Source organism: Thermohalobaculum sp., from assembly GCF_058622915.1.
Window position 1 is genome coordinate 1 of record NZ_JBZSYN010000031.1, and the last position, 12103, is coordinate 12103.

Annotated in this window: 12 protein-coding genes; 7 read left to right on the plus strand and 5 right to left on the minus strand. The window is 69.6% G+C overall.

Going from position 1 to position 12103, the window contains the following annotated elements; all coding sequences use genetic code 11:
* The coding region (locus AC32QD_RS02810; protein WP_492008961.1) for a peptide chain release factor 3 at positions 1-1558 on the plus strand (1558 nt) is incomplete at its 5' end.
* A gap of 221 nt (positions 1559-1779) precedes the next feature.
* Here the strand turns inward: AC32QD_RS02810 and AC32QD_RS02815 are convergent.
* The 3 genes from AC32QD_RS02815 to AC32QD_RS02825 form a co-directional block, all read right to left on the minus strand.
* Complete coding sequence (locus tag AC32QD_RS02815; RefSeq protein WP_492008962.1) at positions 1780-3240, minus strand: hypothetical protein; 1461 nt, start codon at positions 3238-3240, stop codon at positions 1780-1782.
* A gap of 236 nt (positions 3241-3476) precedes the next feature.
* Positions 3477-4520: a permease gene (locus AC32QD_RS02820; RefSeq protein ID WP_492008963.1), complete on the minus strand. Its 1044-nt coding sequence runs from the start codon at positions 4518-4520 to the stop codon at positions 3477-3479.
* Positions 4517-4873: an ArsR/SmtB family transcription factor gene (locus AC32QD_RS02825; protein WP_492008964.1), complete on the minus strand. Its 357-nt coding sequence runs from the start codon at positions 4871-4873 to the stop codon at positions 4517-4519. The genes AC32QD_RS02820 and AC32QD_RS02825 overlap by 4 nt, the downstream gene beginning before the upstream one ends.
* A 242-nt stretch (positions 4874-5115) precedes the next feature.
* On the opposite strand from AC32QD_RS02825, the gene AC32QD_RS02830 reads away from it, so the two are divergent.
* The 3 genes from AC32QD_RS02830 to AC32QD_RS02840 all read left to right on the plus strand — a co-directional run bounded on the left by AC32QD_RS02830 (position 5116) and on the right by AC32QD_RS02840 (position 8260).
* A complete protein-coding gene (locus tag AC32QD_RS02830) occupies positions 5116-6756 on the plus strand; it encodes a DEAD/DEAH box helicase (protein ID WP_492008965.1) in 1641 nt (546 codons plus the stop codon).
* Positions 6757-6929: 173 nt separating this feature from the next.
* Positions 6930-7559: a MarC family protein gene (locus AC32QD_RS02835; RefSeq protein ID WP_492008966.1), complete on the plus strand. Its 630-nt coding sequence runs from the start codon at positions 6930-6932 to the stop codon at positions 7557-7559.
* Positions 7560-7636: 77 nt separating this feature from the next.
* Positions 7637-8260 (plus strand): retropepsin-like aspartic protease family protein, encoded by a 624-nt coding sequence (locus AC32QD_RS02840; RefSeq protein WP_492008967.1) that lies wholly within the window; start codon positions 7637-7639, stop codon positions 8258-8260.
* A 37-nt stretch (positions 8261-8297) separates the two neighbouring features.
* Here AC32QD_RS02840 and AC32QD_RS02845 read toward each other — a convergent pair whose 3' ends face one another.
* Both AC32QD_RS02845 and AC32QD_RS02850 read right to left on the minus strand, forming a co-directional pair.
* A complete protein-coding gene (locus AC32QD_RS02845; protein WP_492008968.1) occupies positions 8298-8582 on the minus strand; it encodes a hypothetical protein in 285 nt (94 codons plus the stop codon).
* A gap of 227 nt (positions 8583-8809) precedes the next feature.
* Positions 8810-9580 (minus strand): pseudouridine synthase, encoded by a 771-nt coding sequence (locus AC32QD_RS02850; RefSeq protein WP_492008969.1) that lies wholly within the window; start codon positions 9578-9580, stop codon positions 8810-8812.
* Between the two features lie 84 nt (positions 9581-9664).
* Here AC32QD_RS02850 and AC32QD_RS02855 point away from each other — a divergent pair, with 84 nt between their 5' ends.
* The 3 genes from AC32QD_RS02855 to AC32QD_RS02865 form a co-directional block, all read left to right on the plus strand.
* A complete protein-coding gene (locus AC32QD_RS02855; protein ID WP_492008970.1) occupies positions 9665-10321 on the plus strand; it encodes a DedA family protein in 657 nt (218 codons plus the stop codon).
* A gap of 92 nt (positions 10322-10413) precedes the next feature.
* Complete coding sequence (locus tag AC32QD_RS02860) at positions 10414-10902, plus strand: nucleoside deaminase (RefSeq protein ID WP_492008971.1); 489 nt, start codon at positions 10414-10416, stop codon at positions 10900-10902.
* A 31-nt stretch (positions 10903-10933) separates the two neighbouring features.
* Positions 10934-12103, plus strand: a 1170-nt coding sequence (locus AC32QD_RS02865; protein WP_492008972.1) for an FAD-dependent monooxygenase, incomplete at its 3' end; no start/stop codon positions are given.

A 12103-nucleotide genomic window follows, 5' to 3' on the forward strand; every position in this document is an offset into this window, starting at 1 on the left:
GCGGCGCACCTTCGCCATCATCTCGCACCCCGACGCCGGCAAGACCACGCTCACCGAGAAGCTGCTGCTCTACGGCGGCGCGATCCAGATGGCCGGCCAGGTGCGCGCCAAGGGCGAGGCCCGGCGCACGCGCTCGGACTACATGAAGATGGAGCAGGAGCGCGGCATCTCGGTGTCCTCCTCGGCGATGTCGTTCCCCTATGCCGGGCACTGGTTCAACCTGGTCGACACGCCGGGCCACGAGGACTTCTCCGAGGACACCTACCGCACGCTCACCGCGGTGGACGCCGCCATCATGGTGATCGACGGCGCCAAGGGCGTGGAGAGCCAGACCCGCAAGCTGTTCGAGGTCTGCCGCCTGCGCGACCTGCCCATCCTGACCTTCTGCAACAAGATGGACCGCGAGAGCCGCGAGGTCTTCGAGATCATCGACGAGATCCAGGAGACGCTGGCGCTCGACGTCGCGCCCGCCTCCTGGCCCATCGGCCAGGGCCGCGATTTCTTGGGCGCCTACGACCTCCTGAACGACCGGCTCGAGCTGATGCCGCGCGCCGAGCGCAACATCCGCGCCAGGTCCGTCTCGGTGGCCGGCCTCGACGACCCGGCGCTCGATCAGCACATCCCCGCCGAGCTCGCCGCGAAGCTCCGCGAGGAGGTCGAGATGGCCCGCGGCCTCTTGCCCGCCTTCGATCCGCAGGCCTTCCTCGAGGGGCACATGACGCCGATCTGGTTCGGCTCGGCGCTGCACTCCTTCGGCGTCAAGGAGCTGATGCAGGGCATCGGCTCTTATGCGCCCCAGCCCCAGCCGCGCCGCGCCGCCTCGCGCCAGGTGGGCCCCCAGGAGCCCGCCGTGACCGGCTTCGTCTTCAAGGTCCAGGCCAACATGGACCCCAGGCACCGCGACCGCGTCGCCTTCGTGCGCCTGTGCTCTGGCCATTTCACCCGCGGCATGAAGCTGCGCCACGTGCGCGCGGGCAAGCCGATGGCGGTCTCCAACCCCGTGCTCTTCCTCGCCGCCGAGCGCGAGACCGCCGAGGACGCCTGGGCGGGCGATATCATCGGCATCCCCAACCACGGCCAGCTGCGCATCGGCGACGCGCTGACCGAGGGCGAATCCTTGCGCTTCGCCGATATCCCCTCGTTTGCGCCCGAGCTTCTGCGCGCCGTGCGCGCCGCCGACCCGATGAAGGCCAAGCACCTCGACAAGGCGCTGATGCAGTTCGCCGAGGAGGGCGCGGCGCAGGTGTTCAAGCCCCAGGTCGGCTCGGGCTTCATCGTCGGCGTGGTCGGGCCGTTGCAGTTCGACGTGCTGGCGAGCCGCATCGAATCCGAATACGGCCTGCCGGTGCGCTTCGACGCGACGCAATTCACCGGCGCGCGCTGGATCTCGGGTCCGCGCGACAGGCTCGAGGCCTTCATGCAGGCCAACAAGGGCCACATCGCCCACGACCACGACGGCGCCCCGGTCTACATGATCCGCCTGCAATGGGACATCGACCGCGTCGTGCGCGACTGGCCCGAGCTGGCGCTGGCCAGCGTGAAGGAGACGCATGTCTGACGCCGCCTGCGTCCGTCTTCGCCCGGCTTGACCGGGCGATCCAAGTTGCGGCCGCCAAACGCGCCTGCGCGACAATGCGGCCGAATGTTTTCAAACGCCGATACCGGCGTCGGCTTCACGCCTGAAAGCGGCCGCCGTCCCTGCACCGACCTCGGCCACCGTTTGACCCAAACCTACTGAAACGACAAGAACTTTCGACGAGGGCGATGCGTGGGCGCCGCTCACTTCAAAAAGAGATTGGGATCGTCGCTCTGGGGATTTTCCGCAGCCCGCTCCATACAGCATACGAGAGACATGCGCGCGAACCATTCGGCAAGGCCACGCGTCTCTGACCAGTCGTGCCCGAGCCTGTCCCCCCAAACGTGGTTGCCGCTACGCATTGGACCGTGGATGAAGCGAGTTCGGCCTTCATCGTATATCTGGCCGATGACCTCACCTAAGGTGAAGCCATCGCGATGGATCTTATCATTCTTATCAACCCCAAGGCGAGCACGGACCAGTTTGCAAATGGATTTTCGTCCGTCTCCGCTGGCAAGGATGTCCATGCACGATGCGAAGCTGACGATCGCCTTAAGATCGGTAATCTCGCGGCACCCGTCGTGAAACCACATCATTGCTTGCGCGATGACGTTCATGAGTTCCGGCCTGTTATGGTTACCAGTAGGATTGACCAGCCATTCGATGGCCTCTCCGGCAACCAAGAACTCTCCAGAAAACTCTCGAAAGAGATTTTCCAGTTCATCGCGATTGACCCATGGCGCATGCGGCATGTTGGATTTCGTTGTACCGCCGAAGATCAAGCCGTCTGAGGTGAAAGAAAGCATTGATTGGCCGCGCATCTCCCTGTCGAAAAGAAGGTTCAGGCCGTTCAGGGCTTTCGATGAATTTTCCCAAATCAGGGATATGGTCGTTAGTGCGAGACGCGCCGCCAGCAGCGCTTTGTCCTGCCCGGCCTTGCCTCCGAAACCCGGCATCTTAACGCTGCATACGTATACGTAGGGGCAGTCGCCAATTGCCTCGATTATGTCCCGTTCGTAACTGGTGTCGACGGAATGCTTGCGAGCCCTCAGTTTCTGCCCTCGCCACGCGCGAATGATCCGACGCTTCGTGATCTTTGAAATCGGTCCATCGGCGATTTGATGGTCGAACCGCTCAATGCGGCCATCGGGGGCAACACGCGCCCGACAGCCATCGGACGCCTTACGTTCCAGCCAAACCTCTCGCGGCTCAAAGCGGACGGGGCCGATATCAAAGGGCTCTACATCCTTGTCGACGATGAGCGTGCACCCAAATGCATGCTCCTGCCCGCCATTATTCAAAATCCGGTCAACATCCTCGGCAACCTTTGCCTCGACATCGGCCAGTACCGAGCGCGAATTGTGGGTGGGGTCAGCATCGAGGTCGATCTCGGCAAGAGCAGGCCCGAAGGCCCGCCGAACGAGCTTTCTGTAATCATCGGCGGTGAATTGGCTGTGCAGCGAGGAGTTGTTGCGCATGGCGCGAGCAAAGTCCGCAATAAGCAGATCAATTTTTCTTGAGATGGAGATGAAGCGCCCATCTCCTACGCCAAGGAGTCGAGGTAACGGAAAGTCTTCATCCTCATCCTTATACGGTTGTGGTAGTTTCCAAATCCGAGCGAATTCTGAAATGATCTCGACGACAATTTCCTGAAGTTTTGGCATCACATGTCCTGCTCCTAATGGTAGCCGAGCGACGCCCAAGAGCCGTGCAGGACCAGGCCGCGCATCACGTCCGCGCCTGTCTACCCTTGGCTAACCATAAAGACCGTCCACGGCGACCCTCTCATAGAATCAATAACTTAGCGAGCGTCCACATGTGGACACCCCCAAAATCACCCCACGACCGCCCCACGGCAGGCACGGGGAGGGCCGAGCGGGCCATGTGGACACCCCCAAAATCACCCCACGACCGCCCCAAACACCAGCCCGCTCAGGATCGCTCCGCCGATGCCGAGGGCCACATAGGCCGCGAACACCTCGCGCCTGACCAGCGCCCAGACCGCCGCCATCGCCGGGAGGCAGCTCACCGCGCCGGCGGTCATGAAGGCCATTGCCGCGCCCGGGCTCATGCCCTGCGCCATCAGCCCGGCCACCAGCGGCGGCGCCGCATAGCCGTTGACATAGGCCGGCGCGCCCACCAGCGCACCCAGCACCACCGAGCGCACGCCGTCGCCGCCGACCAGCCCGCCGATCAGCTCGGCCGGGACATAGACGATCATCAGGCCCTCGAGCAGGTAGGCGAGCCCCAGCCACTTGGTCAGGAACAGCGCCTGCTGGGCCGCCGTCTCGCCAAAGGTCGCGCGCCGCCCCGGCTCCTGCCAGAAGCGCCAGCGGGGCTTGCCGGCCGGCACCCCCGTCCCGCAGCTGCTGCAGCAGCCGCCCGCTTGGCGCGCCCTGAGCGGCTCGGCAAATGCGCCCGCGCGCATCATCGCCTGCATGACGAATCCGCCGCCCAGCCCGATCATCAGCGCGAAGCCCAGCTTCGCCAGAGCGAACCCGGTGCCCAGCGCCCCGGCAATGATCATGAACTGCGCCGGGTCCATCAGCGGCGAGGCCAGCCAGAAGGCCATCACCGCGGAGACCGGCGTGCCGGCGGCGAGCAGCGCCGCGACGAACGGGATCACCTCGCACGAGCAGAACGGCATCAGCCCGCCGGCCAGCGCGGCGAACACGATCATCCGGCTCTCGCGCCCCGTGAAGGCGCGCGCCACCACGCCCTCGGCCCCGGTCGCCCTGAGGCCGGCAACCAGCAGCACGGCGAAGGCCATGAAGGGCAGCGTGCCCGCGAACGCCGACACGGCGATGCCCAGCACCTGCCCGGCGCGGTCCGGGTCCAGCACCGTGAGCGCCAGCGGCACGGCCAGGAGCGCCAGCCACACCCGGTCGAGCGCGCGCAGCTGGCGCCAGAGCACCCCGGCGCGCGCGAGAACGATCTCGGTCATGCCCGCGTCTGCCCGATCCGGCCTTCGCGCATCTCGCCTGCATCGGCGCAGCATTCGCTGACCAGAAAGGCCGCCAGCTGGCGGATGCGCCCATAGCGCGCGCGGCAGATCAGCATGCGCCCCTCGCGCGTCTGCTGCAGCACCCCGGCGTGCATCAGCGCGCGCAGGTGATGGCTCAGCGTCGAGCCGGCCATCGCCAGGCGCGCCTGCAGCGCGCCGACCGTGAGTCCCGCCTCGCCGGCACGCACCAGCGCGCGCAGGATCGCGAGCCGCGCCTCCGAGCCGAGCGCGGCGAAGGCGGCGGCCGCCTCCGCGCGCGCCACCGGCTCGAGGGCCGGTACATGTCCATGCATCGATTCCATATTTCTAGTTTCATAGAAATATCCGTTGCCGTCAAGCCTCGCTTTACGTGGAAATCCCGTCGAAAGGCGCCCGGCGCTCATGTCGCAGGCCGGCTCGATTGACTTTCATCAAGCGCATGCACAAATTCCAGCGCAGATGTGACCGGCGCCAATGGGGGCGCCGTGGCCGCGTGGGACAATGCGGCCGAACCAATCCGCCGCAACACGTCACACAGGCAACGTCACAGGTTTACATGCAGTTCTCAGATCTCGACCTCGACCCCAACGTGCTCCACGCCGTGCAGGACGCGGGCTACAAGGAGCCCACGCCGATCCAGGCCCAGGCCATCCCAGAGGCGCTCAAGGGCCGCGACGTCCTGGGCATCGCCCAGACCGGCACCGGCAAGACTCCCTCCTTCGTGCTGCCGATGATCACCATCCTGGCCCAGGGCCGGGCGCGGGCGCGCATGCCCCGCTCGCTGATCGTGTGCCCCACGCGCGAGCTCGCCGCCCAGGTGGCCGACAGCTTCACCACCTACGGCAAGCACCACAAGCTGACCATGGCGCTGCTGATCGGCGGCGTCAGCTTCAAGGACCAGGACGCGCTGATCGACCGCGGCGTCGACGTGCTGATCGCCACGCCGGGCCGCCTGCTCGACCATTTCGAGCGCGGCAAGCTCCTGCTCACCGGCGTGCAGGTCATGGTCGTGGACGAGGCCGACCGCATGCTCGACATGGGCTTCATCCCCGACATCGAGCGCATCTTCAAGCTCACGCCATTTACCCGGCAGACCCTGTTCTTCTCGGCCACCATGCCGCCCGAGATTACCCGGCTGACGCGCGAGTTCCTGCACAACCCGGTGCGCGTCGAGGTCTCGCCCCAGGCCACCGCGGCCGAGACGGTCAGGCAGTCGGTATGCTTCCTCAGGCCCTCGCGCCGCGAGGATGCGGCCAAGGAGAAGCGGGCGCTCCTGCGCAGGCTGATCGCGCAGGAGGGCGAGGCGTTCCGCAACGCCATCATCTTCCTCAATCGCAAGCGCGACGTGGCCACGCTGCACAAGTCGCTGGTCAAGCACGGCTACAATGCCGGCGCGCTGCACGGCGACCTCGACCAGTCGGTGCGGACCGCCACCCTCAACGGCTTTCGCAACGGCGAGATCCAGATCCTCGTCGCCTCCGACGTCGCCGCCCGCGGCCTCGACATCCCCAATGTCAGCCACATCGTGAACTTCGACGTGCCCTCCCACCAGGAGGACTATGTCCACCGCATCGGGCGCACCGGCCGCGCCGGGCGCGAGGGCACGGCGCTGACCATCGCCACGCCGGCCGATTCCAAGTATCTGGGCAAGATCGAGGACATGCTCGGCAACCCGATCCCGCGCATTGAGGCCGCCGCGGAGGACGGCAGCACTACCCCTGTCGAGGACGCCGGCCGCGGCCGGCGCAGCCGCAAGCGCGCCGAGCCCAGGCGGGCAGCCCGCGCGGAGGCAAAGGCCGAGGCCCCGGGCGACGCCCCCGAGACCGCCCCCGAGACCGCCCCCGAGACCGCCCCCGAGACCGCCACCGAGGACGCGGCCGGGACCTCCGCAGGGTCCGAACCGGTCAGGGCCGAACCGCGCCAGGCAGAGCCCGGCAAGGCAGACTCCGGCAAGGCAGACTCCGGCAAGGCAGACTCCGGCAAGGCAGACTCCGGCGAGGCCGGGCCCCGCAAGGCCGGGCGCGCCGAGCCGGAAAAGCATGACCGCCGTCGTGGCGCGCAGCGCGGCGGCGCCCCGGTCGTCGGCATGGGCGACCATGTCCCCGCCTTCATGCTGCGCCCGGTGCGCGCGGCGAAGGTCACGCGCGCCGGCGCCGAGCCGGACGGGACCTCCGACACCGAGGACGAGGCCGCCTGAGGGCGGCCGCCTCTCCTCCTCCCCCTGTCGACAGCATGGGCAGCGCCGAGCGCAGCGATGTTGCGCGCGCATCCGCCCGGTCCCGTGTATAAACGGCTGAGTCCGCAGGCCGGCGCCCGGCGCGGGCAAGGTCGGGCGCGGCCCGAGCCGCCGGTCCAGGGGGGGCAGCGCCCGTGCTCAACGATGCCGTCACCGCCTTCGTCACGCTCTTCGTCGTGGTCGACCCGATCGGGCTGGCGCCGCTGTTCGTGGCGCTGACCCAGGGCGCCGCCGGGGCCGAGCGCCGCCGCATCGGCGTCATCGCCGTCGCCGTGGCCGCCGCGGTGCTGACCCTGTTCGGCGTTGCCGGCGAGGCGGCACTGGGCTTCCTCGGCATCTCCATGGCCGCCTTCCGCATCTCCGGCGGGCTGCTGCTGTTCCTGATCGCACTCGAGATGGTGTTCGAGCGCCGCAGCCAGCGCCGCGAGCGCCAGGGCACGGAGCAGCCGGCCGAGGCGCACGACCCGTCCGTGTTCCCTCTGGCCACGCCGCTGCTCGCCGGCCCCGGCGCCATCACCAGCCTGATCCTGCTCGTCGGCCGTCACCAGGGCGACATCGCCGGCCAGGCCACCGTCTTCGCCGTGCTCTACCTGCTGCTGCTCTCGGCGCTGGCCATGTTCTTCCTCGGCGGCGTGATCGAGCGGCTTTTGCGGCGCACCGGCGTCCTCGTCGTCAGCCGGCTCTTGGGCATGATCCTGGCTGCGCTCGCGGTCCAGTTCGTGCTCGACGGGCTGGCTGATTTCGGCCTGCTCCACCCGCACTGACCGGCGCTTGCGCGGCTCGCGCCGGCGCCCCATCTTGAACGGGTCCGCGGCCCCCCTGTTCCTTGCCCGAGGTGCCGATGCTGCCCAGTGATCCCAATGTTCAGGCCCGCATCTTCTACCTCGCGGTGCTCGGCATCGCGCTTGCCGCGGGGCTGGTGTACGCCTACCGCAGCCGGATGGGCGCGGCGTTGCGGCATGCGGCGGTCTGGCTGCTGATCTTTCTCGGCCTGGTGCTGGCCTATGGCTTCAAGGACCAGCTCGCCTCGCAGCTGTTCCCCCAGATGGCCACGCGTGCCGGTCCGCACGCCATCGCGCTGCGCCGCGCCGCCGACGGGCATTTCTACGCCGACGCCCGGGTGAACGGCGTGCCTGTCCGCTTTCTCGTCGACACCGGCGCGTCCGACGTGGTCCTGACCCCGCACGACGCGGCGCGCGTCGGGCTCGATCCCGGCCGGCTCAGCTACACGGTGCCGGCCAGCACCGCCAACGGCACGGTTATGGGGGCGCCGGTCAAGCTCGACAGCGTCACGCTCGGCGGCCTCACCGAACGAGGCGTGCGCGCGCTGGTCAACCAGGCACCGATGCGCACCTCGCTTCTGGGCATGTCCTATCTCGCCCGGTTCCACCGGCTCAGCGTCGAGGGGGACCGGCTGGTCCTGGCACGCCAGGCCGGTGCCGGCGCAAATGACAAGGGGCCCTGACGGGCCCCCGGCCTTTCAGCGGTCTGGCGACGGCGCCTCAGTTCGTGGTGGTGGTCGTCGTCGTGGTGGTGGTGGCGCTGCCGTTGTGGTCGCCGCCTTCACCCGCCAGAAGCGCCAGAGCGACCAACCCGGCCACACCGACACCGCCGCCGAGCAGAATGCCGCCCAACTTCATATGGTCCTTTTTGTTCTTGTCCGTGGAACTCGCCACGGGACCGGGTGCCGGAGGGCTGTAGGCAGGTGTGCTGCTCGCCGCGCCGGCTTCCGCGATCACCGGGGCAATCGCCAGCGATGCCGTCGCAAGGATCGCCAAGAATTTCATTTTTACTCCCTCCTGAGCAGTCAATCTCGTTTCCAACCTACGGCGCCTTCGCGCTCCGGCGGACGAGCGTCGCCCGCAGACTCCGCCCCGCCCGGCCACAAAACGGCAAGTGGAACGTATACGAATAATATACCATTTCATTGGTCCGGCAAAGGTGTCGCAACATTTCGTCAGAAATCACGCGGGGCCGGCCTCCTGCCGTTATCAGGTTTCTTTCACCACGCGCATCAACCCTCTGACTTCCTTGCCGGTTTCGCGATGCCAAGCTGCTCCGCCAGCACCTTCGCCCGCACCTCCTCGACGGCTCCGGGAGCCAGCTCGCCAAGCTGGAACGGGCCGTAGCCGATTCGAATCAGCCGGTTGACAACCAGTCCGACAGCCTCCAGCGCGCGCCTCACCTCGCGGTTGCGTCCCTCGCGCAGGCCCACGGTCAGCCAGGCATTCGCGCCCTGCTGGCGGTCGAGCGTCACGCGCATCGGCTGGAACCGCTCGCCCTCCACCGTGAGGCCGCGAATGAGCGGCGCCAGCGCCGCCTCGCTCGGCACCCCGTGCACGCGAACACGGTACTTCCTCAGCCAGCCGGTCGAGGGCAGCTCGAGGCGCCGCTTGATCGCGCCGTCGTTGGTCAGCAGCAGCAATCCCTCGGAGTTCAGGTCGAGCCGGCCCACCGGCATCACCCGCGGCAGGTCCTCGGGCAGTCGGTCGAACACGGTCGGCCGGCCCTTGTCGTCGCGCGCGCTCGTCACCAGCCCCGCCGGCTTGTGATAGCGCCACAGCCGCGGCGGCTCGGGCGCCGCCAGCGGCTTGCCGTCCACGGTGATGCGGTCGGCCTCGGCGACATTGACCGCCGGGCTCGCCAGCACCCGCCCGTTCACGCGCACGCGCCCGGCCTCGATCATGCGCTCCGCCTCGCGCCGCGAGGCGACCCCCGCCCGCGCCAGCCGCTTGGCGATGCGCTCGCCCGGCCCGGCCTTTCTCGTCTGGCTCGTCTGGCTCATCGCTCGCTCCCGCCCCTACCGGCCCGCGCCCCAGCGCCCTACATAGCCGAAAGGCCGCCTGGGCGCGACGCAACACGAGACGACATGACCTTTCTTCCCACCGACGCGGCACATCTGGTGCAGCATTACGGCTACGGCGCCGTCGGCGTCGCAGTGGGCATCGAGAGCATCGGCGTGCCCTTCCCCGGCGAGACCGCGCTGGTCGCCGCCGCCATCTATGCCGGCACCGCGCCGCATATGCAGATCGGCCTGGTCATCGCCGCCGCCATAGCCGGTGCCGTGCTCGGCGACAATGTCGGATTCTGGCTCGGCCGCAGGTTCGGCTACCGCCTGCTGCTCCGATACGGTCGCTACATCCGCATGACGGAACCCAGAATCAAGCTCGGCCAGTACCTGTTCCTGCGCCACGGCGGCAAGATCGTGTTCTTCGGCCGCTTCATCGCCGTCTTGCGCGCCGCGGCGGCGTTCCTGGCCGGGGCGCACGGCATGACCTGGCGGCGCTTCCTCCTCTTCAACTTCGCCGGCGCAGCGGTCTGGGCCACCCTCTACGGCCTCGCCGCCTACTTCGTCGGCAGCGAGATCGACCGGCTGGTCGGGCCGGTCGGCATCGGGCTCGGCGTCGCCGCGGGGCTCGGGCTCGCCGTGGCCTTGGTCTTCGCCTGGCGCCATGAGCAGCGCCTGGTCGAGCGCGCCGAGCGCGCCCTGCCCGGTCCGGTGCGCGCCGACCCGCAGCCGGTCTGAGCACCGCGGCTGGCCCGCCTGCCCAGCCGCCGCTATGCTCGTCGCCGGGGGGCCGGGAGCCGGGGACCACCAGCCGGGGGCAAGGCGTTCGCATGTCGCAAGGCCGCATCTTCACCAGCCACATGGACCGCGCGCTGGCCGAGGCGCGCGCCGCGGCCGCGCGCGGCGAAAGCCCCATCGGCGCCGCGCTGGTCCATGACGGCACCGTGATCGCCGCCGACGGCAACCGCGTGCGCGAGCTGGCCGACCCCACCGCGCATGCCGAGATGCTGGTGCTGCGCGCCGCCGCGCGGGCGCTCGGCTCCGAGCGCCTGCCCGGCGCCGAACTCTACGTCACGCTCGAGCCCTGCGCCATGTGCGCCGGCGCCATCGGCCTCGCCCGCATCCGCCGGCTCTACTACGGCGCGCCCGACCCCAAGGGCGGCGGCGTCGAGCACGGCGCCCGCGTCTTCGCCCGGCCCACCTGCCACCATGCGCCCGAGGTCTACGGCCACATCGCCGAGGCCGAGTGCGCCGCGCTCTTGCGCGCCTTCTTCCGCGCGCGCCGGGAACAAGCCGGGGATGGCGCGCGGGGGGATTGAGCCCGGCGCCGCCCCGGCATAGCCTCGCGCGATGGAGCGGATCCACTGCGACATCCTGGTGGCGGGCGGCGGCATCGCCGGGCTGGCGGCCACCGCGCGCCTCGCCGCGGCGGGGCTGTCGGTTGCCTGCGTCGACCCGGCGCCGGCCGGGGGCGGGTCCGGGGCCGGAACGGGGGACCTGCGCACCACCGCCTTCCTCTTGCCGGCCGTCGAGACGCTCGGGCGCGCCGGCGCCTGGGAGGCGATGCAGCCCCACGCCGCGCCGCTTTGGACCATGCGGCTGGTCGACGCCGGCGGGCGCGAGCGCGCGCCGCGCGAGACCGCCGACTTCGCCGCACGCGAGCTGATGGACCGCCCCTTCGGCTGGAACGTGCCGAACGCGGCGATCCGCGCGGCGCTGGCCGACCGGCTCGCCGAACTGCCCGCCGCGCGCCTGATCCACGGCGCCCGGGTCGAGCGGCTGATCGCGCGCTCCACCGAGGCCATCGCCTGGCTGTCAGACGGCCGCCAGCTCCGCGCCCGCCTTGCCCTCGCCGCCGACGGCCGCGACTCGGGGCTGCGCGCGGGCGCCGGCATCGCCGCGCATCGCTGGCATTACGGCCAGAAGGCGCTGGTCTTCGCCGTCACCCACCCCGAGCCCCATGGCGGGGTCTCGACCGAGATCCACCGCAGCGGCGGCCCGCTCACCCTGGTGCCGATGCCCGACCGGGGCGGCCGGCCCTGCTCCTCGGTGGTCTGGATGGTGCCGGGCGCCCGCGCCGTCCGGCTCGCAGCCCTCGACGACGCGGCGCTCGGCACCGAGCTCACCGCCGAGACCATGGGGCTGATGGGCCCGCTCGCGCTCGCCGGCCCCCGCGCCGTGTGGCCGATCATCGGCCAGCTCGCGCTGCGTCTGACCGCCGAGCGCCTGGCGCTGATCGCCGAGGCCGCGCATGTGATCCCCCCCATCGGCGCGCAGGGCCTCAACATGAGCCTCGCCGATGTCGAGACGCTGGCGCGCCTCGTCGCAGGGGCCCCCGACCCCGGCGCGGCGTCCCTCCTGGCCGCCTATCAGCGCCGCCGCTGGCCCGAGATGGCGGCCCGCGTCGCCGGCATCGACTGCCTCAACCGCGCCGCCCAGGTCGAGCTCCAGCCCCTGCGCGACCTGCGCCGGCTGGGGCTGAAGGCGATCCACGAGGTGGGGCCCCTGAGGCACCTCGCC

Coding starts and splice junctions, on each gene's coding strand:
- AC32QD_RS02815 (WP_492008962.1), bottom strand. CDS start 3,240: ATGCCAAAACTTCAGGAAATTGTCGTCGAGATCATTTCAGAATTCGCT.
- AC32QD_RS02820 (WP_492008963.1), bottom strand. CDS start 4,520: ATGACCGAGATCGTTCTCGCGCGCGCCGGGGTGCTCTGGCGCCAGCTG.
- AC32QD_RS02825 (WP_492008964.1), bottom strand. CDS start 4,873: ATGCATGGACATGTACCGGCCCTCGAGCCGGTGGCGCGCGCGGAGGCG.
- AC32QD_RS02830 (WP_492008965.1), top strand. CDS start 5,116: ATGCAGTTCTCAGATCTCGACCTCGACCCCAACGTGCTCCACGCCGTG.
- AC32QD_RS02840 (WP_492008967.1), top strand. CDS start 7,637: ATGCTGCCCAGTGATCCCAATGTTCAGGCCCGCATCTTCTACCTCGCG.
- AC32QD_RS02845 (WP_492008968.1), bottom strand. CDS start 8,582: ATGAAATTCTTGGCGATCCTTGCGACGGCATCGCTGGCGATTGCCCCG.
- AC32QD_RS02850 (WP_492008969.1), bottom strand. CDS start 9,580: ATGAGCCAGACGAGCCAGACGAGAAAGGCCGGGCCGGGCGAGCGCATC.
- AC32QD_RS02855 (WP_492008970.1), top strand. CDS start 9,665: ATGACCTTTCTTCCCACCGACGCGGCACATCTGGTGCAGCATTACGGC.
- AC32QD_RS02860 (WP_492008971.1), top strand. CDS start 10,414: ATGTCGCAAGGCCGCATCTTCACCAGCCACATGGACCGCGCGCTGGCC.